Annotated in this window: 18 protein-coding genes; 11 read left to right on the forward strand and 7 right to left on the reverse strand. The window is 64.2% G+C overall.

Features of this window, described 5'->3' with window-relative positions; translation table 11 throughout:
- Window positions 1-115 precede the first annotated feature (115 nt).
- The 4 genes from F3J44_RS02285 to wecB are packed head-to-tail and all read right to left on the reverse strand — an operon-like array spanning window position 116 to window position 7,270.
- Window positions 116-955 (reverse strand): DUF4434 family protein, encoded by an 840-nt coding sequence (locus F3J44_RS02285; protein ID WP_167270408.1) that lies wholly within the window; start codon window positions 953-955, stop codon window positions 116-118.
- Complete coding sequence (locus F3J44_RS02290; RefSeq protein WP_167270410.1) at window positions 955-3,948, reverse strand: phage receptor; 2,994 nt, start codon at window positions 3,946-3,948, stop codon at window positions 955-957. Before F3J44_RS02290 ends, F3J44_RS02285 begins: the two co-directional genes overlap by 1 nt.
- On the reverse strand, window positions 3,945-6,119 hold the full coding sequence (nrfB, locus tag F3J44_RS02295) for a cyclic di-3',5'-guanylate-activated glycosyltransferase NrfB (RefSeq protein ID WP_167270412.1): 2,175 nt from the start codon (window positions 6,117-6,119) through the stop codon (window positions 3,945-3,947). The genes F3J44_RS02290 and nrfB overlap by 4 nt, the downstream gene beginning before the upstream one ends.
- The gene (wecB, locus tag F3J44_RS02300; protein ID WP_167270414.1) at window positions 6,116-7,270 is read right to left on the reverse strand and encodes a non-hydrolyzing UDP-N-acetylglucosamine 2-epimerase; all 1,155 of its coding nucleotides are present in this window, start codon (window positions 7,268-7,270) and stop codon (window positions 6,116-6,118) included. The genes nrfB and wecB overlap by 4 nt, the downstream gene beginning before the upstream one ends.
- Before the next feature lie 284 nt (window positions 7,271-7,554).
- Between wecB and F3J44_RS02305 the strand changes: the two genes are divergently transcribed.
- Together F3J44_RS02305 and ilvA are read left to right on the forward strand one after the other, a co-directional pair.
- Window positions 7,555-7,986, forward strand: coding sequence for a PACE efflux transporter (locus F3J44_RS02305; RefSeq protein ID WP_167270416.1), 432 nt, complete (start codon window positions 7,555-7,557; stop codon window positions 7,984-7,986).
- Between the two features lie 185 nt (window positions 7,987-8,171).
- Window positions 8,172-9,734, forward strand: coding sequence for a threonine ammonia-lyase, biosynthetic (ilvA, locus tag F3J44_RS02310; protein ID WP_167270418.1), 1,563 nt, complete (start codon window positions 8,172-8,174; stop codon window positions 9,732-9,734).
- 620 nt (window positions 9,735-10,354) lie between these two features.
- On the opposite strand, the gene F3J44_RS02315 is transcribed toward ilvA, so the two are convergent.
- The 3 genes from F3J44_RS02315 to F3J44_RS02325 all read right to left on the reverse strand — a co-directional run bounded on the left by F3J44_RS02315 (window position 10,355) and on the right by F3J44_RS02325 (window position 13,803).
- On the reverse strand, window positions 10,355-11,542 hold the full coding sequence (locus tag F3J44_RS02315) for a hypothetical protein (protein ID WP_167270420.1): 1,188 nt from the start codon (window positions 11,540-11,542) through the stop codon (window positions 10,355-10,357).
- A gap of 63 nt (window positions 11,543-11,605) precedes the next feature.
- A complete protein-coding gene (locus tag F3J44_RS02320; RefSeq protein WP_167270422.1) occupies window positions 11,606-12,073 on the reverse strand; it encodes a VOC family protein in 468 nt (155 codons plus the stop codon).
- 110 nt (window positions 12,074-12,183) lie between these two features.
- A complete protein-coding gene (locus F3J44_RS02325; RefSeq protein WP_167270424.1) occupies window positions 12,184-13,803 on the reverse strand; it encodes an NADP-dependent glyceraldehyde-3-phosphate dehydrogenase in 1,620 nt (539 codons plus the stop codon).
- A 138-nt stretch (window positions 13,804-13,941) separates the two neighbouring features.
- Here F3J44_RS02325 and F3J44_RS02330 point away from each other — a divergent pair, with 138 nt between their 5' ends.
- The 9 genes from F3J44_RS02330 (at window position 13,942) to F3J44_RS02370 (ending at window position 23,872) form a co-directional block, all read left to right on the forward strand.
- Window positions 13,942-15,543: a bifunctional diguanylate cyclase/phosphodiesterase gene (locus F3J44_RS02330; RefSeq protein ID WP_167060917.1), complete on the forward strand. Its 1,602-nt coding sequence runs from the start codon at window positions 13,942-13,944 to the stop codon at window positions 15,541-15,543.
- Between the two features lie 274 nt (window positions 15,544-15,817).
- Window positions 15,818-16,960, forward strand: coding sequence for a hypothetical protein (locus F3J44_RS02335; protein ID WP_167270426.1), 1,143 nt, complete (start codon window positions 15,818-15,820; stop codon window positions 16,958-16,960).
- Between the two features lie 51 nt (window positions 16,961-17,011).
- Window positions 17,012-18,133: a glycosyltransferase 61 family protein gene (locus tag F3J44_RS02340; protein WP_167270428.1), complete on the forward strand. Its 1,122-nt coding sequence runs from the start codon at window positions 17,012-17,014 to the stop codon at window positions 18,131-18,133.
- 326 nt (window positions 18,134-18,459) lie between these two features.
- Window positions 18,460-18,636, forward strand: a complete 177-nt coding sequence (gene eppA / locus F3J44_RS02345; protein WP_167060926.1) for an EPS-associated small membrane protein EppA — start codon at window positions 18,460-18,462, stop codon at window positions 18,634-18,636.
- A 289-nt stretch (window positions 18,637-18,925) separates the two neighbouring features.
- Window positions 18,926-19,471 carry a polysaccharide biosynthesis/export family protein gene (locus tag F3J44_RS02350; RefSeq protein WP_167060929.1) on the forward strand — a complete coding sequence of 182 codons (546 nt, stop codon included), beginning with the start codon at window positions 18,926-18,928 and terminating at the stop codon, window positions 19,469-19,471.
- 184 nt (window positions 19,472-19,655) lie between these two features.
- Window positions 19,656-20,621 (forward strand): hypothetical protein, encoded by a 966-nt coding sequence (locus tag F3J44_RS02355; protein WP_205299629.1) that lies wholly within the window; start codon window positions 19,656-19,658, stop codon window positions 20,619-20,621.
- Between the two features lie 20 nt (window positions 20,622-20,641).
- The gene (locus F3J44_RS02360) at window positions 20,642-22,207 is read left to right on the forward strand and encodes a Wzz/FepE/Etk N-terminal domain-containing protein (RefSeq protein ID WP_167270430.1); all 1,566 of its coding nucleotides are present in this window, start codon (window positions 20,642-20,644) and stop codon (window positions 22,205-22,207) included.
- 11 nt (window positions 22,208-22,218) lie between these two features.
- Complete coding sequence (locus tag F3J44_RS02365; protein ID WP_167270432.1) at window positions 22,219-23,016, forward strand: CpsD/CapB family tyrosine-protein kinase; 798 nt, start codon at window positions 22,219-22,221, stop codon at window positions 23,014-23,016.
- A gap of 541 nt (window positions 23,017-23,557) precedes the next feature.
- On the forward strand, window positions 23,558-23,872 hold the full coding sequence (locus tag F3J44_RS02370; protein WP_167270434.1) for a DUF3077 domain-containing protein: 315 nt from the start codon (window positions 23,558-23,560) through the stop codon (window positions 23,870-23,872).
- Window positions 23,873-24,451 lie beyond the last annotated feature (579 nt).

The following is a 24,451-nucleotide window of genomic DNA, read 5'->3' on the forward strand; positions in this document are numbered from 1 at the left end:
GGCTCCTTGAGAGCGGCTTGGGCAGGGCCGGCCTCTTCGCGGGGCAAGCCCGCTCCTACAAGGACCGCACAACACCGGGGGCCCTGTAGGAGCGAAAGGGCCGGAACAGGCTAGCTCAATTCAGTGGCAACAACCCCCGGGCCCAAGGCCGGTAACGCAAGGCAAACACCGCTTCGGCATGGCACCCCGCAGCGAGCTTCGGTTCCGCGGGCTCGGCCCGAAACGCCTGCTCCGGCGCGCTCACCTGGCGAAACGCCTCGCGTACCACGCCCACCCGGCACGGCAGCGCCTGCTCATAGCCCTGGCGCACCAGCGCCGGCAAGCGCCCCGTCCCGGCGCCGTCCTGCCACCACACCCTCAAGCCCAGCCCGGCCAGTTGGTCCAGCCAGGCGCCATTGACCCGCGGCGCCAGTTTCCCTGCACTGAACGCACTGAGGTGTAGCGGCTTGTCCAGTTGCCGGTTGAACGCCTGTAATTGGCTGAACAGTGCTTGGCGGCGGTCGCTGTCACGAAAATGCAGGTCATCCAGCTCCATCGGCAAGTACCACCCTGCCACCGGCAACCGCCACTGCTCACGCACCTGTCGGTACTGCCCGAGCGAGCGCCCCAACTGTGATTTCCAGTAGCTGCCCAGGCCGTCAGCGTCGAGCTCGCCAATGCGCTGGTAATAGGCCGGGTCCATGTACAGCCCAAGCACCAGTTCCAGGCCTTGGGCGTGGGCTTGGCGCAGGCTGTTGGCCAGCCACCCTTGGGCGCCGCCAAAGTCGCTGTCGCCGTAGGCGCTCCATTGCACGATCAACGTGGCAACGCCTTGCGCCCTGGTCGCGCGCCACAGTTGCTGCCACTGTGCTGGGGTGACGGCAGCGTCGGCATTGAGCGGCTGGTAGAACAGGCGTTGATCGGCCATGGCCGGCAGGCACAGGGCAAGCATGCAAATGGCCAGCAAGGTACGCATCAGAAGGTCATCTCCACGCCAACCAGCACGCCATTGGCCTGCTCGTAAAGGTTGCCACCCAGTGACTGCTGGTACTCGGCGCGTACTTTCAACGAACCGCGGTAGGCGTTGTAGCGGTCGTCATCGAACCACCATTGCCAGCGCATGCCCACTCCGGTGCGGGCGTCCTGGCGCCAATCGTTGCTTGGGTCCTGGCTTGCGAATTCGAGGAAGCCGTAGGGCATGATCGTCTGCGGCGACTGGGTGGGCAGCTTCCAGGCGTGGCCCTGCTGGTAGCGCGACAGCCAGGCGTGGTCGCCGGCGCGGGTCCACCAGGCGGCGTCGAGGTACAGGAAGCGTTCGTTCCAGTCATCTTCGTCGACCCGCCAGTCGTTGCGCCAACGGCCCTGGTCGAGGAACGAGGCGGTGGCGCGCAACAGCAGGTCGTTGCTCGATTCGGCGTGATGGCGCAGGTCGCCCCAGTTGCCGCCGACCTTGGCCGGGCTCAGCAGCTCGCCCAGGCTCAGGCCATTGTAGTGGGTGTCGTCGATTTGCCGCTGGTGGTACAGCTCGGCGTACAGGTTGAGGTTGGCCTGGCCGAACGGCTTGTAGCGCAGCCCCACGCCGGTGCCCATGCTCTGGGCATACTCGCTGCGGCCCTGGCCACCGAACAATACCCGACCGTAGACCGACAAGGTGCTGCCATTGCGGCTGGGTTCTTCCCCCAGGGCGTGGTCCCACATCGCCAGTTGCACGTTTTGCGATTGCGCCCGGCGGGATGCTCCGCTGCGCTGGCCGTTGTCGAGGAACTTGTCGTTGGTCGAGGTGCCGGCCGGTGACCAAGTGCTGGCCAAGGTGACCGTGTCGCGCCGTGACAAGGCTTCGTGGGCGCGGCGCTGGCGGTACTTGCGCGCCTCCAGGCTGCCGTATTCGTCGTCGCCGTCGACCAGGTCCTGCTCCACGTCCAGTACCCGGCGCAGCTCGCGGCGGGCAGCGGCGCTTTGCTCGGTTTCGTCGTAGCGCAGGGCGAGGGTTTCACCGAGCCGGTAGTCCTCGGGGAAGTCGTGGGTCGCGCGTTCCAAGTAGGGGATCGACTGGCGGCGTTCGGCCACGTCCTGTGAGCCGGCCAGGCGCATGCCATAGTCGGCGCGGTAGCGTGGCTGGTCGGGGGCCAGGCGCACGGCGTCTGCCAACCAGGCCGTGCTTTGCTCGCTGTCGCCGGCCAGCTGTGCGGTGCTGGCGGCGGCGTAGTAGTGCTCGGCACGCGGGTTGTGGGCCAGGGCCTGGCGCTGGAGACCCAGGGCCGCCTGCAGGTCGCCCTGGCGCTGGGCAATGGCGGCGCCCAGTGCCCAGTCGTCGGCACTGCGGTGCGCAGCAGCATCCCAGTAGCGGCGGGCCGCCTGGGCATCGCCGGCGTTGAGTGCGCCGCGTGCGGCGGTCAGGCGGGCGTTGTCGGTCCAGGCGCTGTCGGGCAGGTTGCGCCAGATCGGCAAGGCCGTTTCGGAATCGCCGGCGGCCTCCAGGGCATAGGCCAGGGGCAGACGGTTATCGCGGTCGCCCAGGCGTTCGGCGGCTTGGTAGTAGACCACGGCCTCGCCAGGCTGGTCGGGCATGGCGCAGCGGCCCAGGGCGCGGTACTGGCCGGCTTCGCTGGGGGATGCCGGTATCGCCTTGCGCACCGCATCGCACTGGCCGTTTTCGGCCAGGCGGGCTAGCAGTTGCGCGCGGGTGGCGCTGTTGACGCGCGGGATCAGGGCAAGCATGCGGCGGCTGTCCAATGGGCCGTCGTTGCGTGCATAACTATCACCCAGGCGTTGCAACAGCGAGGGTGTCAGGCGGCCTTGGCGGCGCTCGAAGGCCTGCTCCAGCAACGCGCGGGCGCGCTCGCCCTGGCCCTGCTGCACCAGCAGGTAGGTGGCCTGTTCCAGTGCCGCCAGGTCACCGCTCTGGCGATAGCGCTGTTGCCATTCGCTGGCCGTGCGTGGCTGGGGCGGCTGCACCGGGTCGCCGTACAGGCGCTGTTGGAGCACCGCGTAGGCACGGGGGTCGGCAGTGGCAGGGCAGCCCTTGAACTGCTCCCGGGCGACCTCGGGGTCATGGCGCGACAGCCAGTCGACGGTTTCCAGGCAGGGGCGCTGCAGTTCATTGCTCAGGCGTCGCACCAGCGACGCATCGTCGCCTTCACGGGCCAGTTCCCACAGTTGCTGGCGCTGCTCGGGCTGTTGCAACTGCTCGGTGGGCAGGGTTTGCAACCAGCGCTGGGCCTGTTGGTTATGGCCCATGGCAATGGCCCGGTTGGCCATGGCCAGGCGCGTCTGGTTGGCCACTTCGGGGGAGGGGGCGCTCGGCAGCAGCCTGCTCAGGCCTTTCTCATCCAGTTGTTGCACGTAGGCATTGGCCAGCCGTTGCCAGTCCTGCGGCGGCAACTGGCCTTGCTCGGCCAAGGGTTGCAACTGTTCGATGGTTTCCTTCCAGTTGCGCAACTGCTCGGCAAAGCTGGCCCGGGCCAGGCGCAGCACCTGGCCGTCGTCCCGTGGCGGCAAGTGGTTGAGCCAGGCCAGCGCCTTGCCGGCGCCGCCGAACTTGGCAAGGCTCAGGCTGTAGGCCTGCCACAGGCGAATGCGCTGCATGCTGCCTGAGCTGGCCAACCAGGCCTCCACCTGGCTGGCGGCAGGAGGGTCCTGCTCGATCCAGGTCAGGCGCAACTCCAGCAGGGCATCGGCATATTCCGGGCCATCGCCGAGCTGTTCGGCCAGTGCCTGGGCTTCCTGGTAGCGGCGCTGGTGGGCCAGGGCCTCGACCAACAGGGCGCGGGCTTCATCGTTGTTGGGCACGCGACCGAGCACATGGCGGGTCAGGCGTTCGACTTCCGCCCAGTTGTTCTGCTTCGCCTCGCGGTAGCTGCGTTCCATGAACGGGTAGCTGGTGAAGCGCTGGAAATCGGTCATCGGCGCCGCCAGCGCCGTCGAGCACAGCAACAAGCCGGGCAGGATCAGGGACAAGCGCGCTTTCATGCCACCTCCCGGGTCAGGTCATAGGCGGCCTGCTGCTCGCTGGCCTGTTCTTCCAGGGCCTGCTGCAGCACCTCTTCGGTGATGATGCCGCGGGCGATCAGGTGGTCGCCGAGGCTGTGGCGCTCGGGGTCGAAGTCGATCAGCGCCTGGTTGAACAAGGTGACCGGCACCATGCCGCGCACCTGCAGCAGGGCGCCGAGCATCACCTGGTGCTTACTGACCCGTTCGAGCAGGTCGGCGTCGTCCTGGTGGCGTTCCAGCACGGCCAGCATGTCGCGGGTTTCGTCCTTCTGCCAGGGGCTTGGGTAGTGGTGGCGCAGGCCGAGGGTGACCCGGCCCTGGGGTGCCAGGCGGCAACGGACCGGGCGCTTGAGCTGGCGGCTGATGACCCCCAGCGACACCTGGCTGACCGGGCTTTCGCTGGCCAGGATCAACGTGTCGCCGTCTTCCTCCACGGGCAGCACGCCATAGTGGGTGGCCAGGCGCCGGGGCAGCTTGGCGATCAGCTGCGGGTCGAGCTTGAACGGGTTGAGCGGCGCCCATGGCAGGTCCAGTTGTTCGGCCAGGGTCTGCACCAGTTGCTCGCTGGTCAGCCAGCCGCGCAGCAGCAGCTCACGGCCCAGGCGGCGGCGTACCGGGCTGGTGATCGCCTGCTCCAGTTGCGCCTCGGTGATGTAGCCTTTTTCCACCAGGCGATGGCCCAGCGGCGTGCGTGCGGGGGAGGTTAATGCCGGGAATTCGTGGGTGGTCTTGTCCCAGGCCACCCGCCGCGAATCGCCCATCTCCATCACCTGGCGCAGGGCGCGCAGGTTGGCGAAGAAGTTGACGAAGTTGCTCCACATCATGCGCGGCGCCGACAGCAGGCCTTCGAAGATGCCGTAGTAGCGGGTCACGAACCAGCCGCGCTGGAACAAACGGTTGGCCAGCATCAGGCCGTTGAGCCAGAGCAGTGCGCTGAGCAGCCGGCTGTCGCTGAGAATCGACATGAAACGCCACGACTCGGGGGCGATCACCGTCACCAGCCACATGGCCAGCAGCACCAGCAGCAACAGGTTGACCAAGAAGCTGAGCAGGTAGGCGAACAACCCGCGGCGGTCACGCCAGAGGAAGTAATTGAGCGCGCCGGTGCGGCTCCAACCCAGGTTGCTGGTGCCTTGGAAGACGATACCCACGATCCATCGCGACTTCTGCCGAATGGCGTGCTGCCAGTCACGCGGGAAGTGCTCGCGCACGCAGATCACCTGGGCGAAGGCGCGGCTCATGCCGGGGCGCCATTCGTGCTTGAGGGCCAGGGCTGGGTCGGTGATGGAATAGCGGGCGAAGATGCACTTCATGCCTTTTTGCTTCAAGCGAAAACCGATGTCGTAGTCCTCGGTAAGGCTCTGCACGTCAAAGGCGATGCCGTCGCCGTCTTCGAGCAGGGCGCTGATGGCGCGGCGGCTGAAGCAGGTGCCGACGCCGGCGCTGGGCACCTGGCCGGTCAGCGCCTCGCGCACGATGACGTCCTTGCCATGGTTTTCGGCGAACTCGTCCACATAGTGGCCGGCCGTGAAGCCCTTCCATTCCGGGGCGTAGGGGTACACCGGGATCTGGATCATGTCCTTGTTCGGCAGCAGGTAATTGAACAGGCGCAGTTCCATGGGCGAGATGACGTCTTCGGCGTCGTGCAGGATGAAACCTGCGAACTCGATGCGGGCATCCTCCTGAAAGCGCAGGATGGCGTCGATGATGTTGTTCAGGCAGTCGGCTTTGCTGGTCGGGCCTGGGCGGGCGCACACCACCTTGTGCACATTGGGGTAGTGCAGGCACACGGCGTCGACGTCAGCCTGGGTTTGCGGATCGTTGGGGTAGGTGCCGACGAAGATCTGGTAGTTCTCGTAGTCGATGGTCGAGGCCGCCAGGCGGGCCATTTCGCCAACCACGCCCACTTCGTTCCAGGCCGGCACCATGATCGCCAGCGGTTTTTCCGGCACCTCGAACAGGCGTTTCTCATCGGCCCGTTGGTACTTGTCGTAGATGCGAAAACGCCGGTAGAGCTTGCGCGTCCAGTAGCACAGGTCGATGAACAGGTCGTCCAGGCCGAGCAGGAACATCAGGCTGGCGAGCACGATCGCCAGGATTTTCAGGCCGAACAGCACATAGGTCAGGAAGTCGATGAAGGCCAGGCTCATGCGTCGTCTCGCAGGGCGGCGCGTTCCTCGAACCAGCGGCTCAGGCGTTGGGCAATGCGCTGGCTGGCGGTGCCGTCGCCGAACGGCGTGTACACCTGGGCCATGCGCGCGTAGGCAACCGGGTCATCGAGCAGGCGGCTGGTTTCCTCGACGATGGTTTCGGTCTGGGTGCCCACCAGCTTGACCGTGCCGCCCTTGAGCACCGATGGCCGTTCGGTGACCGTGCGCAGCACCAGCACCGGCTTGCCCAAGGCGGGAGCTTCTTCCTGTACGCCGCCTGAGTCGGTGAGAATGACATGGGCGCGGTTCATCAGCCAGACGAAGTGCGGGTAGTCCTGGGGGGCGACCAGGTAGATGTTGGTGCGGTTCGACAGCACCCCGTACACGGCCTTCTGCACCTGTGGGTTGAGGTGCACCGGGTAGACGAACTGCACGTCGGGGTAGCGCTCGGCGAGCTGCGCCAGGGCCTGGCAGATGCGCTCGAAGCCTGGGCCGAAGTTTTCCCGGCGGTGGCCGGTGACCAGCACCATGCGCCGGTTTTCGCGCAGCACGTTCAGTGGCGAGTCGGCGGCCGGCTGCCACTGCCGTTCGGCCAGGTGGTCGCGCATCCACAGCAGGGCATCGATCACCGTGTTGCCGGTGACTTCGATATGCTCGGGCGGCACGCCTTCGCGGATCAGGTTGGCGTCGGAGCCGCGGGTGGGGGTGAAGTGCAAGTCGGCCAGCACCCCGGTCAGGCGCCGGTTGGCCTCCTCGGGCCAGGGCTGCTGGAGGTTGCCGGTGCGTAGGCCGGCTTCGACATGGCCGATGGGAATGTGCCGGTGGAAGGCGGCCAGGCTGGCGATGAAGCTGGTGGTGGTGTCGCCGTGGACCAGCACGATATCCGGTTTGATTTGGTCGTAGGCCTGGTCGAGGGTGTTCAGCAGGTCGCGGGCCAGGCCGTTGAGGGTCTGGTTCTGGGTCATCACCTTGAGGTCCTGGTCGACCTCCAGGCCAAAAGCGGTAAGCACCTGCCCGAGCATTTCGCGGTGCTGGCCGGTGGAGCAGATATGCAGGTTGATACCGGGCCAGGCGCGCAACACGCGGGCCAGCGGGGCCATCTTGATTGCTTCGGGGCGAGTGCCGAATACCATCATGACGCAGTACGCCATCGTCTTGTTCCTCGTTCGATTCCCTGGACGAAGTGCTGCTACGTGTCACCGCTTGCGAGTGAATAGATACAAGCAGCCGGAGGCGGAGTTGTCCAATACGCGGCGGGGGGTGGCCAGCGGCTATTACGCGGCAGCGCTGCGCTGGGCGGCCAGGGGGAGTGGTTGTTGCGGAAACGATTATGCTAGGCGATCTTGATTGAACGGTCAGTCAATAATGTATTTCTTACTTTTTCTTGTAGGACACTTCCTGTAAGTTGATAGGCCATTTTTCCAGGGAGCTGAACATGCAAGGCAAGGCCCGCAAGATCGTCCAGGCCATTCTCTACGAAGCCATCGCCGTGGCCTGCGTGGCGCCGGCGCTGGAGCTGGCGTTCGGTGCCGGCATGGCCCAATCGACGGTGCTGTCGGTGCTGATGTCGGGCATCGCCATGAGCTGGAACATGGCCTACAACTGGGCCTTCGAGCGCTGGGAGGCGCGCCAGCGCCAGCGCGAGCGCACGCTGCTGCGGCGCATGCTGCATGCCCTGGGCTTCGAAGGGGGGCTGGTGCTGATCTTGTTGCCGCTGGTGGCTTACTGGCTGGGTGTCAGCCTGTGGGCGGCGCTGCTCACCAACTTGGCGTTGTTCGTGTTCTTCTTCGTCTACGCCTTCGTGTTCCAGTGGGGCTTCGACAAGGTGTTCGACGTGCCGCTGTCGGCGCAGCAAGCCAAGTGTTGACTTGGCCAGGCGAGGCGGGATAAGTTCCTACCCCATGAATACCTTCCTGCACGTGAACGCCATTATTATTACCGCCATTATCAGCTTGGCGGGCTAGCGCGTACGTGCACTGAACCCGCCCTGGAGGCGGGTTTCTTCTCTCTGACTCCTGGGCAATACGAAAAAAAGCCAAGGAGTTGCACCCGATGACCAGCCTCAACGTCAGCCCACGTTCGCCGTCCACCCCCCAGCAATTGCTGACCGAACAGGTGCGCCGCATTCTCAGCGCGCCGGTCTACGACCTGGCCATCGAAACGCCCCTGCAAGCGGCACCTGCGCTCTCGGCCAGCCTGGGCAACCACGTGCTGCTCAAGCGCGAAGACCTGCAGCCAACCTTCTCGTTCAAGATTCGCGGCGCCTACACCCGGCTGTCGCGCCTGACTAAGGCCCAGCGCGATCGCGGGGTAATCACCGCCTCGGCCGGCAACCACGCCCAGGGCGTGGCCCTGGCGGCTTCGCACCTGGGCATGAAGGCAACCATCGTCATGCCTACCACCACCCCGTCGCTGAAGGTGGAAGGGGTGCGCTCGCGGGGCGGGCATGTGGTGCTGCACGGCGAAAGCTTCCCCCATGCCCTGGCCCATGCCTTGAAGCTGGCCGACAGCGAGGGCGCGACCTTCGTGCCGCCGTTCGATGACCCGGACGTGATCGCCGGGCAGGGCACCGTTGGCATGGAGATCCTGCGCCAGCAGCCTGGCGCGCTGGACGCGATCTTCGTGCCGGTGGGTGGCGGTGGGCTGGTGGCGGGCATTGCCGCCTACGTGAAGTACCTGCGCCCGGAGGTGAAGGTGATCGGCGTCGAGCCGGAAGACTCCAACTGCCTGCAGGCCGCCATGGCCGCGGGTGAGCGGGTGGTCCTGCCGCAGGTGGGCACCTTTGCCGATGGTGTGGCTGTGGCGCAGGTCGGTGCCCACTGTTTCGAATTGTGCCGCCATTTCGTCGATGAGGTGGTCACGGTCAGCAGCGATGAGCTGTGCGCCGCGATCAAGGACATCTATGACGACACCCGCTCGATCACCGAGCCGTCCGGTGCCTTGGCCGTGGCCGGGATCAAGAAGTACGTGGCCCGCGAGGGCGTGCAGGGCCAGACGCTGGTGGCCATCGACTCGGGCGCCAACGTCAATTTCGACCGCCTGCGCCATGTGGCCGAGCGCGCTGAACTGGGTGAGCAGCGCGAAGCGATCATCGCCGTGACCATCCCCGAGCAGCCGGGCAGCTTCCGTGCCTTCTGCCAGGCGCTGGGCAAGCGGCAGATCACCGAGTTCAACTACCGTTACTACCCGGGCAAGGAAGCCCGGTTGTTCGTTGGCGTGCAGACCCACCCGCTGCACGACCCCCGCGAACAGCTGCTGGCCAACCTGCGCGAGCAGGGCTACAACGTGCTCGACCTGACCGATAACGAGCTGGCCAAGCTGCACGTGCGCCATACCGTGGGTGGGCATGCCGCGCCGGGGGCTGATGAGCGGGTGCTGCGTTTCGAGTTCCCCGAGCGCCCGGGTGCGTTGCTGGGCTTCCTTGAGCGGTTGGGCAAGCGCTGGAATATCAGTTTGTTCCACTACCGCAACCATGGTGCGGCTGAGGCACGGGTGTTTGCGGCACTGGAGGTGCCGGCCGACGAGCAGGCCAGCCTGCCCCAGGCGCTGGATGAAATGGGCTATCGCTACTGGAACGAAACCGCCAATCCGGCTTATCAGCTGTTCCTTGGCTGATTTTCGTGACAGCCAGGCCGCTGGGTAGGAGCGAGCGCTAGCTCGCGATGCGATCTGGCAGGCGCAACCTACGTCAAGGTAGTGCACCGCCTTTGGCACCGCATCGCGAGCTGCGCTCGCTCCTACCAGGGCCAGTACCCGCCTGTGCAGCCGGGCCGCTGGGTAGGAGCGAGCGCTAGCTCGCGATGCGATCTGGCAGGCGCAACCTGCCTCAAGGTAGTGCACCGCCTTTGGCACCGCATCGCGAGCTGCGCTCGCTCCTACCAAAGCTAGTACCCGCCTGTGCAGCCGGGCCGCTGGGTAGGAGCGAGCGCTAGCTCGCGATGCGATCTAGCAGGCGCAACCTGCCTCAAGGTAGTGCACCGCCTTTGGCACCGCATCGCGAGCTACGCTCGCTCCTACCAAGGCCAGTACCCGCCTGTGCAGCTGGGCCGCTGGGTAGGAGCGAGCGCTAGCTCGCGATGCGATCTGGCAGACGCAACCTGCCTCAAGGTAGCGATCCGCCTTTGGCACCGCATCGCGAGCTACGCTCGCTCCTACCAAGGCCAGTACCCGCCTGTGCAGTCGGGCCGCTGGGTAGGAGCGAGCGCTAGCTCGCGATGCGATCTAGCAAGCCAACCCTAGCGCTCGCGCATGAAGAACCCGGCCACGAACTTGCGGAACGTCTCCAGGCTCTTGAAGTCGGCGTACCGTTTGAAGTTCTCGGCATCCGGCTCTGGCCCGATGGGTTGCTCCAGCAACGACACCGACAGCACGCGGTCCTGGTCCGAGGTCAGCACCAGCTCATCCATCACCTGCCCACCGATCACCGGCCTGCGCATCTGCACCTTCACGCCCTTGCTGGCCATCCAGTCGATCAGCGACACCAACGCCTTCAGCGGCTCGCGCTCTTCATCGCGGTACACCGGGAACAGGTGCGCCCGCGACAGCACTGGCACGCTGGCCACGTGGATCAATTCATAGAAATGGCTGCCGGCCGTCGCCGGGGAATACAGGGCCAGTGCCAGCAGCGGCCCAGATGCGCGGCTGCCGCCCCAGTACAGGTGATGCCCCTGGAAGTCGAAGCCATCTTCGCTGCGGTTGTTGAACAGCTTGCGGCCCTTGATCTGGTCGACGCAGTCGAGCATCAGCCCATGCCGGCGATGGTTGCCGAACACCGTGGCTTCGCGCAGGCGGGCCTTGAGCATCATCATGTGCTTCATGTCCAGGCGCGTTTCCAGGTAGTTGCTGGCCGGCACCCGCTCAAGCAGCGGGTAGCGGCTGGCAACGCTGCGCAGTTCGGCGAACTGGCCGGTCAGGTCCTTTTTCAGGTGCGTGGCATAGAGGTTCAGGCCGCTGGTTTCAACCCACGTCAGCAGCAACGACAGCAGGCGCTGCTGCTCACGGCGTTCACTGCCCTCGGCGCCGCTGCCGGCGGTGTCGCTGGCCTTGCGATAGTCGCCAATCAGCCGCAGCGGTGTATCCGGGGCCAGCCAGGCGGCGGGTGGGGCCGGGTCGTGCGGCTGCTCGCTGGCCTCGCGCTCGTCCTTGGTGAACGGGCAGCCGGGGGCATGCTCGGCGGTTCCGGGGTTGTTCTTGAGAAACAGGGTGCCGGTGCTGCCATTCAAGGTGACATTGAGCACTGGCAAGGCATCTTTGCGGCAATCGCAGGCCAACCACTGATTGGCGCTGCGCACCTTCATCAGCAACTGGTTGGCCTGCAACAGGCGAGGGCCGGCGAGGTTGCCGGTGGCAAACCCGACCAGCAGTTCCTCTTCGGCCGGGGTAAGGCTGCGCACCTGCGCGGCGGTTTTGTCGATGATACGCATGAAGCAGCTCCAAGCTACGAGCCCCAAGCTTCAAGCAAACGCGCCGCGCTTTCAACTCACCGCTTACCCGGCGCTGAACATCTTGGCGGCGCGGGCGCGGATTTCCTCGGGGGTCAGGTCTTCCTTGTGGGTGGAAACGAACCAGATATTGCCGAACGGGTCCTTGAGGGTGCCGCTGCGGTCGCCATAGAACTGGTCGGTCACCGGGTGCAGCGCGGTGGCGCCGGCCGCCAGGGCCTGGGCGTAGACCTTGTCGCAGTCCTCTACATACAAATGCAGGCCAACGCCAGCACCGGGCAGCTTCTGGCTGGCGGTCAGGCCACCTTCGCGGTCGCACGGGTCGCCCAGCATCAGCGAGGAGTCACCAATGCGCAGTTCGGCGTGGCCAACGGTGCCGTCCGGGCCTTCCAGGCGGAACATTTCCGTGGCGCCAAAGGCTTGCTGGTAGAACGCGATGGCCTTGGCGGCGTTGTTGATGGCCAGGTACGGGGTAATGCTGTGCTGGCCATCGGGAATGGGTTTGGCAGCCATGTTCGACGCTCCTGTGGGTGGGGCGCCGGTTGGCGCCCTGTTGCTTAGAGTCGTTCACGGCGATGGAAAATCGACGTGCCTGCTAGAACGATTTCCTATAAGCGCGGCCCTTAGAAGATGTAGTCGGTGGTCAGGAAGCTGGATTGGCGATTGCGAATGATCTCGCTGATCAGTGCCTTGTTGGCTTCCTGGAAACGGGTGGCGACCAAGGTGCGGATGGAGAACACGCGCAAGGCGTCATGCACCGACAGGGTGCCTTCGGCGCTGTTCTTGCGGCCGTTGAACGGGTAGGTGTCCGGCCCGCGTTGGCACTGGGCGTTGAGGTTGATGCGCCCGACCTGGTTGGCGAAGGTGTCCACCAGCTGGCCGATGGTCGCCGGGTCGTTGCCGAACAGGCTCAGTTGCTGGCCATAGTCGGAGTCGAGCACGTAGTCGATCACCGTTTGCAGGTCGCGGTAGGGCACCACCGGCACCAGCGGGCCGAATTGCTCTTCGTGGTACACACGCATGTCGCGGTTAACCGGGTAGAGCAGGGCTGGGTAGAAGAACGAGCCACGGCTGCTGCCGCCGCCTTCGTTGAGCACCCGTGCGCCCTTGGCCGCGGCATCGGCCACCAGGCCGTCGAGGTAGGCGAGCTTGCCCGGTTCCGGCAGTGGGGTCAGGGCCACGCCTGGCTCCCAGGGCATGCCGGGCTTGAGCGCGGCGAGCTTGCGCTGGAACTTGTCGAGGAACGGCTCGACCACATCCTCGTGGACGAACAGGATCTTCAGCGCGGTGCAACGCTGGCCGTTGAACGACAGGGCGCCGGTGATGGCTTCTTCCACGGCATTGTCCAGGTCCACCTGGGGCAGCACGATACCCGGGTTCTTGGCATCCAGGCCCAGGGCCGCGCGCAGGCGGTGCGGGCGTGGGTGGAGCTTCTTCAGGTCGGCGGCCGCCTTGTGGGTGCCGATGAAGGCGAACACATCGATATTGCCGCTGGCCATCAGTGCGCTGACGGTTTCGCGGCCACGGCCGTAGATGACGTTGATCACCCCCGGCGGGAAACTGTCACGGAACGCTTCGAGCAGCGGGCGAATCAGCAGCACGCCGAACTTGGCCGGCTTGAACACCACGGTGTTGCCCATGATCAGCGCCGGAATCAGCGTGGTGAAGGTTTCGTTCAGGGGGTAGTTGTAGGGCCCCATGCACAGCGCCACGCCCAGTGGCGCGCGGCGGATCTGGCCGAGGGTGCCTTGTTCGAGCTCGAAGCGGCTGGAGCGGCGGTCGAGGTCTTTGAGGGCATTGATGGTATCGACGATGTAGTCGCAGGTGCGGTCGAATTCCTTCTCCGAATCCTTGAGGTTCTTGCCGATTTCCCACATCAGCAGCTTGACCACGGCCGTGCGTTGCTCACGCATGCGGGCGAGGAAGGTTTCCACATGCTGGATGCGCTCGGCCACGCGCATGTTCGGCCAGGCGCCGCGGCCCTTGTCGTAGGCCTGCACCGCTGCGTCCAGGGCGGTGAGCGCGGTGCCTGCGTCGAGCAATGGCGCGCTGCCAAGAATCACCTGGCACTCGCCATCGGCCTCCTTGAGCCATACCGGGCTGCGCACTGTGGCCAGCGGGCCGTCCCAGTGCCGCAGCTCGCCGTTGACGAGGTAGTCGCGCTGCTCCAGCGGCGCGCCCAGGCGCCAGTTCTCGGGAATGTCTTCGGCCTTGGGAAACAGCGAATCGAGCAGGGCATCCATGGGTACTGCACCTCACAGGTCTGGTTAGGTGAAACGCTTCAGCGTCGAGCATGCGCCTGGCAAAAGAAAAACACCAGTCTGGCTCAATATTGCCTACGCTGCGCCGATACAGAATCAATCGCACTCGCCTGCAGGCCTATGACCCCCACAAATTCCCAGCTACCCGTTGAGCAGACCCCGGCCCCCGGCTCGCTGCGCCAGACCCTATACCGCTTGCTGCCGGTAGGTTTTGCCGTGGCCGGCATCGCCACCTCGGTGGCGCTGGGGCATATGGATGTGCAGCGCCAGAATGCGGCGCAGGCGTTGAGCCTGTTCGATTCGCCGGTGTTCTGGTTCGGCCTGAGCTGCACCGGCCTGTTCAGCCTGTTCACGGCGCAGATCAACCGCAAGCAGCGCCAGCTGCACCAGCGCAACCAGGAACTGCGCCGTTCCCAGCAGCAACTGGAGCGCCTGGCCCACTACGACACCATCACCGGCTTGCCCAACCGGGTGCTGTTCCAGCAGCAATTGGCCGAGGCCAGCGCCAAGGGCCATGGCCTGGCCGTGCTGTTGCTGGACATCGACGGCTTCAAGCAGGTCAATGACAGCCTGGGCCATGCCATGGGCGACCTGTTGCTGCAGCAGGCCACCGCGCGCTTCCTGCAGGAGCTGGACAGCGCCGACCGGGTGTGCCGCCTGGGTGGCGATGAGTTCGTGTTCATGCTCCAAGGCACCCAGGGCCAGGTCAGCCACCAGGTGCGGCACCTGTTGCGCTGCCTGCAGCGGCCATTCGACCTCAATGGCAATGCCGCGCTGGTGACCGGTAGCATTGGCCTGGCCTGGTGCCCGCAACATGGCGAGGACGTTGGCAGCCTGCTGCGCCATGCCGACACGGCGATGTACGCGGCCAAGGAGGGCGGGCGCAACGCCTGGCGCCCCTACCACCCGGACATGACCGCACGCCTGCACCAGCGCCTGGAGCTTGAGCGCAACCTGCGCCGGGCCTTGCAGGACAACGAGTTCGAGCTGTGGTACCAGCCCAAGGTCGACCTGTTCAGCGGCCAGCTGGAAGGTGTCGAGGCGCTGCTGCGCTGGCGCGACCCGGAACATGGCCTGATTCCGCCGGGCGAGTTCATTCCACTGGCCGAGCGCAGCGGCCTGATCATTCCCCTGGGCGAGCGGATTCTGGAACTCGCCTGCGCGCAACTGGCTGCCTGGCACGCCGCCGATTGCTTGCCAGGGCCGCTGGCGGTCAACGTGGCGGCGCTGCAGATCGAGCGCAGCGACTTCGTTTCGAGCCTGGCCATGGCCTTGGAGCGTCACGGCCTGGCGCCCAACCTGCTGGAAGTGGAAATCACCGAAAGCCTGCTGATGGAAAGCCAGCAACAGGCCTGCGCGGCCCTGGCGCAATTGCAGGCCATGGGCGTGGCCACGGCGGTGGACGACTTCGGCACCGGCTATTCGTCGCTGGCGTACCTGCGTGCCTTGCCGATCGACCACTTGAAGATCGACCGCGCCTTCATCAAGGACCTGCCCGACGACGATGACGCCGTGGCGATCGCCCGGGCGATCATCGACCTGGGCCATGCCTTGGGCTACCGCATCACCGCCGAGGGCATCGAAACCCAGGAACAGTACGACTTCCTGCGCAATGCCGGCTGCGACCAGGGGCAGGGCTACCTGCTCGGGCGGCCGATGCCGGCGGCCGAGTTGCAGGGCTGGATTGCGCGTAACCCGCTCAGGGTACGGTTGCCGGGCTAGGGGCCGTGAAGGTCATGTTGCATTCAATGGCGATATAGAAAAAGCAATACACAACTATGTCGATAGATGGATAAATTGGCGCCATTAATTAAACTTGGATGCTGTCAAATTGCCGCTTGCCAATGCCAGCGCTTGCATCTTAAATTGTTTCTGAATGTGAATTTTGGCTTAAGCGTTGATTCGATGAATATTAACGCTTTATGCGTGCACTTGCAGTTTCATCATGTTCTTTCCCGATCAACCCCGTTGGTACATCAAAGGACGTTGAAAAGACATGAAAGCGAACCTGGCGGCCGTGGCGCGGCAATTCATCTCGCCTTCGATGCGGTACGAACTGCGTAATGTAACGGACAAGTTACGCCTGATGCTCGGCCGCGCCTGCTTCTGGCGCTGGGAAGTGGCGCGCTTTCGCCTGGAGCAGCAGGGCCGTTACGAATTTCTCTATATCGGCCGCAAGCAACAACGCGAAGTGGCCAGCCTGCTGTTGGGCGGCAAGGACGTATCGGTGGTGGAGGTGGCCCCTGGCGCTACCCGCGACCAGGTGGTGCTGGTGAGCGAGTTGCCCACCGCCGGTGCCCTGTCGGTGCCGCATTTTGTCAGCGCCGTGGTGCCGCTGGGGCGGCCACTGGACGAGATTATCGCCCGCTACGACAGCGAGCTGCGCCGCAGCATTCGCAAGAACCGGGCGGCGTACCAGATGCGCCAGGCGCTGACGGACGCAGAGATCGCCATGGCCGACCGCGACCTGCTGCGCCCCTACGCCACGGCGCGCCAGGGCGACAAGGCCGCGCAGTTTTCCACCGAAGGCGTGTTTCGCCTTGCCAAGGGCGTTGGTCGGCTCGACCTGATTACCCTCAACGACGAGGTGGTGGCCTGCCACCTGGGGTGCGAGGTGATCCGTGGCGGCAAGCGTTACTGGAGCACCCTGCGTTTCGGCTATTGCGAGGCCGTGTTCTCGGACCCGAAAAAGCTCCGTGAAGTCAATTCCATGACCACGTTCATGACCCTGGAGTGGGCCCTGGCCAATGGCTTCGACTACCACGATATCGGCCTGTGCGTGGCGCGCCCGGATGACGGGCTGCTGCGCTGGAAGCGCCGGCGTGGCGGCGATGTGGACACCTTGAACAACCATGCCTGCCTGTTCGTGCGCCTGCCGCGCACCGGGGCGGCGGAATTTCTCTGGGAGACGCCGCTGTTCGCCATGGAGGGCAGCAAGGTCACGTTGCACCTGGGCTTGCCCGACACCGCCAGCGACGATGAAATTGCCAGCCGTTACCAGGAAATGGTCTTCGGCGGCCTGCACAAGATCTACCTCTACAGCGCCAAGCGCGCGGGCGAAGCCTTCGTGCAAACCCTGCGCAGCCGCTATGCGGGGTTTCCCAGCACGCCGATCCTCGAACATGTCGCCTGCCGCTGAGCGGCAACCATCCGAACCTGTATTGACCTGGCCTTCAGCGGAGGGCACGCAATGGGTACTGAGGCTTTGCAATTTGGCACCCCAGCCGCGATCGAGCGGCCGCGCTGGACACTGGCAGCCTACCGCAACATGGTCAGGAAGCACCTGGGCCATCGGGCCGAACTGGAACTCAAGAGCCTGGCGCACAAGACCTGGGACATTGCCCCGGCCGAGCAGGGCGGGGTAACGCCGCCGGCGATCTACCTGCCTGGGCAGATGGAGCGGGTGACGGGCTGGCAGGAAGGGCTGTTCTTCCCCTACGTTTACCCAGGCCCAACCATGCAGGGCGGGCTACCCGTCGAGCATGGGCCGACCCGAGCTTTTCTGCTGAAGGATGTCTGGTTGATCGAGGGCGCCTTGTATAAAGGCAATGCCAGCCAGTGGCTGTCGCTGCGCCACGCCACCTTTCCGCCGCTGCGGGTTGAGCATGAGATCGAGCGGGCGGCGGTTTATTGTTCGCACAATGGCAACCGCTGGTTCGGCACCTGGATGATGGAAGACTGCCCGACCTATGCGCTGGCTTGCAACGAAGGCACACCGGTGACCACTGCGCCCTCGGCCCGCCACCCGCTGTTCGGCCAGGCGCCGGCCTATGAGGCCTGGCTGGGCATGCAGCCGCTGCGCCTGCGCACCGCATTCTTCCGCGAGCTGGTGCTGTTCGACGACATGAGCAACAACCGCAACCGCTACCAACGCTATCGCGACATGGGCAACAAATTGCTGGCCCACGTGGCCCATGCACCGCACCCTGGCGTTTTCATCCTGCGCGGCAGTGACGGCGAGCGGCGCATGCTGCGCAACGAACTGGCGTTGGCCGAGCACCTGCGCGTCAGCCGTGGCTTTCGGGTGATCGACCCGATGCGCATGAGCGTGTCCGAGATCGTCACGGCATGCGCCGGCGCCCGGGTGGTCATGGGGGTGGAAGGCAGCCAGCTGGTGCACGGCGTCAATGTTCTGCAACCGGGGGGCACGGTGTTCGCCTTGCAGCCGCCAAACCGCTTTGTCAGCTACTACAAGTTCCTCACCGACCGTGATGGCCAGCAGTTCGCCTTTGTGGTTGGCACGCCGGATGGCGAGGGTTACACCATCGACATCGACGAAGTCGAGCGTACCCTTGACCTGCTGCCGGCCTGACGCCGTTATTTCATGGCTGCAACACGATTGGCGGCGCATGCCTTGACGGGGGGCACCCTCGCAAGCGCCGCCAGCAGCATCCCTTCCTGTTTTTCTCCTAAGTTGAAACCCGCATGCTAGAGGGCTCGCGCCAAACGTCGAAAGCCCGGTTAGCGCGACAATATCGGGCGGCGGGTTCTTGACGCATTGGCGAGATCTCCATTGATTTTTATTATGGTGTCGGATCATTGACGTAGTGTCACTCTGCCCATAAGCTCAAATCAGCAAACAGCAAATCTTTTGACACACCCCCTAATCGTTAACTTTCCTCTTTGCAGGAGGGGATCATGCGCTCAACGCTCTTCATCAAATCGATTTTTCTGTTGGTGTTGTTGAGTGGTGCTGCACGTGCTGCAGACTCTTATATGAGTCAGACCAATATCGTGCCCTTGGCCACGGCGGGCTGGTTGTTTGCATTTGCTGTAATCGGGTTTGTCGCCGTTGCCAATAGAAAGAAAATTTAATTTCCCCCTGAAGTTATCGCGATGCCAATGGCTTGACGCTGAATAATGGGCATTTGCGTTTTTCCCGCCCACCAGTGCTTGTCAATTTTACAACCGTTGCTATATTCCACAGACCAGCGCCCGGTGGGCGCGAATCGGCAGCAGCAGGTGTGCTGGCATCGCGGTAACAGGGCCCCTGGGACGATCGGGGCCCATGCAGCGCAAACGCCGCTGCAACGTAGAGCGAGAGGTTTGCGGTTGTACTCATTCAGTGCTCTTCACCTGGGCCGCCCGGCCGGAGGGACCCCTCATGAAACGTTTGCCGATGTCCGTCCTCTGCGTACTGTTCGCCTGGTGCGGTGCTGCCGCCGCTGACCCGGCCACGTCCTCTTATTTACTCAGCCCCGGCGACAAGCTGATGGTTTCGGTGTGGCAGGAAGATACCCTGCGCCAGGAAACCGTCGTACTGCCCGATGGCAGCATCACCTTCCCCTTGGCCGGCCGCGTCGATGTGGCAGGCCTGGACGCCACCGCCGCGGCGAAAAAAGTCGAGACGGCGCTCAAACCTTACCTTGCCCAGCCCAATGTCAGCGTGGTGGTGACCAGCACCGCCGGCAACCTGGTGTACGTGCAGGGCAAGGTGCTCAAGCCCGGCCCGGTGCCGATGGCCGGCCCCACGGCCGTGCTGCAGGCCTTGAGCATGTCGGGTGGAATGGACAAATTCGCCGATGAAAGTGCCATCAAGGTGATTCGTGGGCAAAAAGTGATGCCGGTGCGATACAAGGATCTGGTTTCCGGGCGTGACATGTCCACCAACTTCCAACTTCAGGCTGGCGATACGCTGGTCGTACCTTGAACTTGCAATCAACTAAGAACGACTTGTGCCTATTAATAAAACGACGAGTGTTGTTACGGCAATCATGATGATGCCGTTCTCCGGGGCGGTCAGTGCCGCCAATTGGCAGTCTTCCGTCGTGGCCCCCACGACGGTCGAGTACGACAGCAACCCATTGCTCCTGACGTCCAAGGAGAAAGGTGTTATGCGTACCATCATTGCGCCCGACTACAACCTGATCGGCCAGTTCGATCAAGACCAGCTGCGTTTGGGCATGGGGCTGCGGGTATTGCATTCCTCCGACCGTTCAGTGGTGGGCAACCGCGAAGACCCCAACCTCAGCCTGGGCTGGCAGCGGACCACGGAAACCGGCGGTTTTGGCCTGCTGGCGCAGTATGTGGAAAGCTCGACCTTGTCGGGCGCGGTGCAGCAGACCGGTGTGGTGACCAGCGTCGACGGCACCCAGAAGATGTCGACCCTGACCGGCAACTGGAGCAGTGCGATCAGCGAGCGCAGTACCCTGGCCAACCAGTTGCGCTACAACCACGCTCGCTACGACACCGCCACGCTGACCGGTTACGACGAGTATGCCAACGACTTCACCTGGACCTACGCCTGGAGCGAGCGCACCGACATCATCACAGGCTTCGAGGCCCGGCGTTACGAGCCACAGATCACCAGCACCACCACCGCCATTGCCACCAACAGCTACATTCCCAGTATCGGCTTGAAGCATCAGTTCACCGACCAGCTGGAAGGCAAGGTGCATATTGGCGTGAACAAGACCAGCGGCTCGGGCGGTGGCCAGCGTGGCGAGGGTGGGGCGTCGTTGTTCTACCGCGGTGAACGCGCCGAGGCCAACCTGAACGCCGAGCGCAGTACGGTGGCCAGTGCCGAGGGCGGTTTTGCCCAGCTGGACATGGTCAGCGGCGCCTGGAGCTACAGGCTCACCGAGCTGAACCGGGTGGGTGTCGAGGCGTCCTGGCAGGACAGCAAGGGCCAGACGCCAAACACCCTGTACACCTATGGCGTATGGGCCAGCCGCGAATTTTCGCCCGCCTGGGACTTGCGCCTTTCGTTGCAGTACAAGGAGCGTCAGCAAAAAGGCTTGCCCGATGCTGAGGCCACGATTGCTGGTTTGACACTGACGTACCGATACCCCGACATCTGATCATCGGACTGGTGGCCACTATGAAAGCTGAGTACGAGCTGTCGCTGAAGGATTACGTCGCCATCATCAAGGGCCGCGCGCTGCTACTGGCAGTGGTGATCGTGGTGGTGCTGGCGGCGACCATCGGGGTTGCGATCAGTGTGCCACCCATCTACCAGGCCACCGGGACCATTCTGGTGGAGTCCCAGCAGATTTCCCCGGACCTGGTTTCCGAAGGCAACACCACCTATGCCGACGAGCGCATCGAGGTGATCCGCCAGCGGGTGATGACCCGCGAGAACCTGCTGCGGATCATCGATAAATACGGGTTGTTCGCCGACAAGGGCGGGCGCCTGAGCGAAACCGACAAGATCGACCAGATGCGCAATGCCATCGTGGTCAACACCCTCAGCACCTTCATCAAGGGCCGCGGCGAGGCGACCGTGGCCTTCACGGTTTCCTATGAGGACAAGCGGGCGGACGTGGCCAAGGAAGTGGCAGACGAACTGGTGGGCCTGTTCCTCAACGAGAACGTCAAGCAGCGTACCGAACGCGCCACCGAAACCACCGAATTCCTCACCCAGGAGGCCGACAAGCTGGGCGCCGAACTGGCCACGCTGGAAAACCAGCTGGCTGACTTCAAGCAGGCCCACGCCAACGCCCTGCCGGAAAACCAGCAGCTGCGCATGAGCATGCTGTCGCGTGCCGAGCTTGATTTCCGCGAAGTCGACCGGGACTACAAGGCGGCCCAGGAAGAGTTGCGTTACCTGGACCTGGAGCTGTCGGCGGCCAATTCCGGTGCCTCGACCCAGGCGGCCAACGGCAAGGCAGTGGCGCCCGACCCGCAGGACCTGCCCAGCCTCAAGGCCGAGTACGCGCGCCTGCTGACCAAGTACACCGAAGCCCACCCTGACGTGGTGGCGATCAAGCGCAAGATCCAGGTACTGCAAGCCTCGGGCGAGAAGGGCATCGCCGCCGCTGCATCGATGAACCTGGATGCGGCCCGGGTACGCACCAAAATGGCCGCCACCCAATCGAACATTGCTTCGCTGGCTGAGCAGAAGCGCGAGATTTCCCAGAAAATTTCCGCCTACGAGGCCGACATTCTCGAGGCGCCGCAAGTGGAACGTGGGCTGGTATCGCTGCTGCGCGACCATGACAACGCCAAGAAGAAGTACGAGGAAATTCGCGCCAAGGAAATGAACGCGAAGATCACCGAAAGCTTGGAACAGGAAAACAAGGCCGAGCGCTTCGTGCTGCTGGAGCCGCCGCTGATGCCGGAAAAACCGGTCAAGCCCAACCGCAAGAAAATCGTCGCCGTGGGCGTGGTGCTGGCACCGGCGGCCGGGGCAGGGCTGGTGATGCTGCTGGAGATGCTGAACCAGCGCATTCGCGGTGTGGGTGCGCTGGAGAGCGTGCTGGGCAAGCGGGTGCTGGTAGCGGTGCCGTACATCGCCACCCAGGCTGACCAGGCGCGGCGGCGCAGATGGCTGATGCTGCTGGCAGGTGCCGTGGTGCTGGGCCTGCTGGTGTTGCTGGTCCTGGTCCACCTGTTCTACATGCCGTTGGACCTTTTGCTGTACAAGGCCATGGCGCGGTTTGCATAGGGAGCGCAGTAATGGACAGACATCCGCAGTCTTCAGGCAAGAACATTCATCAGGTTTCGCCTTCGACCACGCCGGCCGCCCCCCTGCAGGACAAGCCCGAGGCCTTGGGCCAGTTCGACTACGTGCAAACCAAGGTGGTGCCGCTGCGTGCGGAGCACCTGGAGCGTAACCGCATCGTCTCGTTCAACAAGAACTCGAACATGAACGGCCCGATCGACCTGCTGCGCACCCAGGTGCTGCAGGCCATGGAAGAGAATGGCTGGCGCACGTTGGCCATTACCTCGCCCACGCCCGAGGCCGGCAAGACGGTGCTGGCGGTCAACCTGGCAATGAGTATTGCCCACCACACCACCAAGACCGCCTTGCTGGCGGATTTCGACCTGCGCCGGCCGCGGGTGGGCGCCACCTTGGGTTTGCCGATGGACAAGGCGCTCAACGAGCTGCTGAGCGAAAAGGCGTGGCTGGAGGAGGTGCTGGTGAACCCGACCTTGCCGCGCTTCGTGGTGCTGCCGACACGCGAGCCGATTCCGATGTCGACCGAGGTGCTGTCCTCGCCCAAGGTCAGTCACCTGATCACGGAGCTGCGCGACCGTTATGATTCGCGGATCTGCATCTTCGACCTGCCACCGCTGTTGAGCTCGGACGATGCGATCACGGTGTTGCCGAAGTTCGATTGTGTGTTGTTGGTGGTGGCCAATGGGGTGAACAGCAAGAAGGACATCGAGGATTGCCTGTACCACCTGGCAGGGGCGAACTTGATTGGCGCCGTGCTGAACAAGGCCGACGAGCAGCCGCGCACCTATTATTGACTGCGCGTTGCCTGTGCCGGCCCTTCGCGAGCTGCGCTCGCTCCTACCAGGATTTGTGCAAGCCCGGTAGGAGATCCTGTGTAGGAGCGGGCTTGCCCCGCGAAGCAGGCACCGCGATGCATGGCACCGGCTTTGCCGGTGTTCGCGGGGCAAGCCCGCTCCTACAGGGGATTGCGGCGCATCTGCTGGCACTGTTACCGGCGCGACAGCGCTGCCCGCGATGAGGCCAGCCGCGGTAAGGTAAGTGTTACAGCAAGTACACGTAACTTGAATCCCGCCCCCGAGCCCGGTAGTCTCTGCCCGCTGCTGTCAATCCAGCAGCCGGGTTTGGTCACCCGCAATCATCGAGGCGCACAAGCGTCCGCTCTGCAAGTTCAGTCGGCATTTTCATGCCCGGCTGGCGTGTTTTATGGCGGCTGTGCGTGGGGCGCACTCGTGCGCGCCGGTTTCCTTGATTCCCGGTTGACCAACCCGCGTACAGTCGCCACCCATTCGTTTGGTCACGTTGTGTGGCGGCTCCATTGAATCAAGGAGCGACACAATGACAAAAGGCTTACCCGACCCGCCCATCCGCGCCACCACGGCGTCTTGCGATTTTGGCCACTGTGAATGCAGTCACCCCTCGCTGTTCTCCGTACGTTCGGGCGTAGACCTGGAAGATGCGCTGGTGCACCTGTCGACGCTGCTCAAAGGTGCATTTGCCACCAACCTCAAGGCGATGGAATCAGCTACTGGTACCTGCCGGGACTTGTTGCTGGCCAATGATCATGGGCTGGATTCGGCCAAATCGGTGGTCGAAGCGTTGCTCGATGGTGTGGAATTACAACAGCTGGCGCGGCCGATGCGGGCGGGTTGATGGGGTGGTGCATATGACGCTGTAGGAGATAACCCAGCCCTGCGGGTTGCGCTGTCGCGCAGGGAACATTGCCAGCAGCCGCGCCGCAATCCCCTGTGGGAGCGGGCTTGCCCGCGAAGAAAGCGACGCTGTGGATGGCACCGGCTTCGCCGGTGTTCGCGGGGCAAGCCCGCTCCTACAGGGGGGGGGTAGTTTTGTGTAGACCTGGTAGGAGCGAGCGCAGCTCGCGATGCGCCGCAACGCGGCGCCTGTTGTTCACTTCCAGGGGTACTTCAATTCCCACTGCCAGGCATGGCGCACAATCTCCTCCAGGGCACTGAACGCAGGCTGCCAGCCAAGCACACTCTGCGCCTTGCCAGCATCGGCCACCAGCCGCGGTGGGGAGTGCGTTGCCTGTGCCGGCCCTTCGCGAGCTGCGCTCGCTCCTACCAGGATTTGTGCAGGCCCGGTAGGAGATCCTGTGTAGGAGCGGGCTTGCCCCGCGAAGCAGGCACCGCGATGCATGGCACCGGCTTCGCCGGTGTTCGCGGGGCAAGCCCGCTCCTACGGGGGATTGCGGCGCATCCGCTGGCGATGTTC

The organism is Pantoea sp. Tr-811 (genome assembly GCF_011752535.1).
Taxonomy (GTDB): domain Bacteria; phylum Pseudomonadota; class Gammaproteobacteria; order Pseudomonadales; family Pseudomonadaceae; genus Aquipseudomonas.

What these genes read in the sequence shown, in the direction of transcription:
- F3J44_RS02285 (WP_167270408.1), bottom strand. Translation starts at nt 955, where the DNA reads ATGCGTACCTTGCTGGCCATTTGCATGCTTGCCCTGTGCCTGCCGGCC.
- F3J44_RS02290 (WP_167270410.1), bottom strand. Translation starts at nt 3,948, where the DNA reads ATGAAAGCGCGCTTGTCCCTGATCCTGCCCGGCTTGTTGCTGTGCTCG.
- nrfB (WP_167270412.1), bottom strand. Translation starts at nt 6,119, where the DNA reads ATGAGCCTGGCCTTCATCGACTTCCTGACCTATGTGCTGTTCGGCCTG.
- wecB (WP_167270414.1), bottom strand. Translation starts at nt 7,270, where the DNA reads ATGGCGTACTGCGTCATGATGGTATTCGGCACTCGCCCCGAAGCAATC.
- F3J44_RS02305 (WP_167270416.1), top strand. Translation starts at nt 7,555, where the DNA reads ATGCAAGGCAAGGCCCGCAAGATCGTCCAGGCCATTCTCTACGAAGCC.
- ilvA (WP_167270418.1), top strand. Translation starts at nt 8,172, where the DNA reads ATGACCAGCCTCAACGTCAGCCCACGTTCGCCGTCCACCCCCCAGCAA.
- F3J44_RS02315 (WP_167270420.1), bottom strand. Translation starts at nt 11,542, where the DNA reads ATGCGTATCATCGACAAAACCGCCGCGCAGGTGCGCAGCCTTACCCCG.
- F3J44_RS02320 (WP_167270422.1), bottom strand. Translation starts at nt 12,073, where the DNA reads ATGGCTGCCAAACCCATTCCCGATGGCCAGCACAGCATTACCCCGTAC.
- F3J44_RS02325 (WP_167270424.1), bottom strand. Translation starts at nt 13,803, where the DNA reads ATGGATGCCCTGCTCGATTCGCTGTTTCCCAAGGCCGAAGACATTCCC.
- F3J44_RS02330 (WP_167060917.1), top strand. Translation starts at nt 13,942, where the DNA reads ATGACCCCCACAAATTCCCAGCTACCCGTTGAGCAGACCCCGGCCCCC.
- F3J44_RS02335 (WP_167270426.1), top strand. Translation starts at nt 15,818, where the DNA reads ATGAAAGCGAACCTGGCGGCCGTGGCGCGGCAATTCATCTCGCCTTCG.
- F3J44_RS02340 (WP_167270428.1), top strand. Translation starts at nt 17,012, where the DNA reads ATGGGTACTGAGGCTTTGCAATTTGGCACCCCAGCCGCGATCGAGCGG.
- eppA (WP_167060926.1), top strand. Translation starts at nt 18,460, where the DNA reads ATGCGCTCAACGCTCTTCATCAAATCGATTTTTCTGTTGGTGTTGTTG.
- F3J44_RS02350 (WP_167060929.1), top strand. Translation starts at nt 18,926, where the DNA reads ATGAAACGTTTGCCGATGTCCGTCCTCTGCGTACTGTTCGCCTGGTGC.
- F3J44_RS02355 (WP_205299629.1), top strand. Translation starts at nt 19,656, where the DNA reads ATGCGTACCATCATTGCGCCCGACTACAACCTGATCGGCCAGTTCGAT.
- F3J44_RS02360 (WP_167270430.1), top strand. Translation starts at nt 20,642, where the DNA reads ATGAAAGCTGAGTACGAGCTGTCGCTGAAGGATTACGTCGCCATCATC.
- F3J44_RS02365 (WP_167270432.1), top strand. Translation starts at nt 22,219, where the DNA reads ATGGACAGACATCCGCAGTCTTCAGGCAAGAACATTCATCAGGTTTCG.
- F3J44_RS02370 (WP_167270434.1), top strand. Translation starts at nt 23,558, where the DNA reads ATGACAAAAGGCTTACCCGACCCGCCCATCCGCGCCACCACGGCGTCT.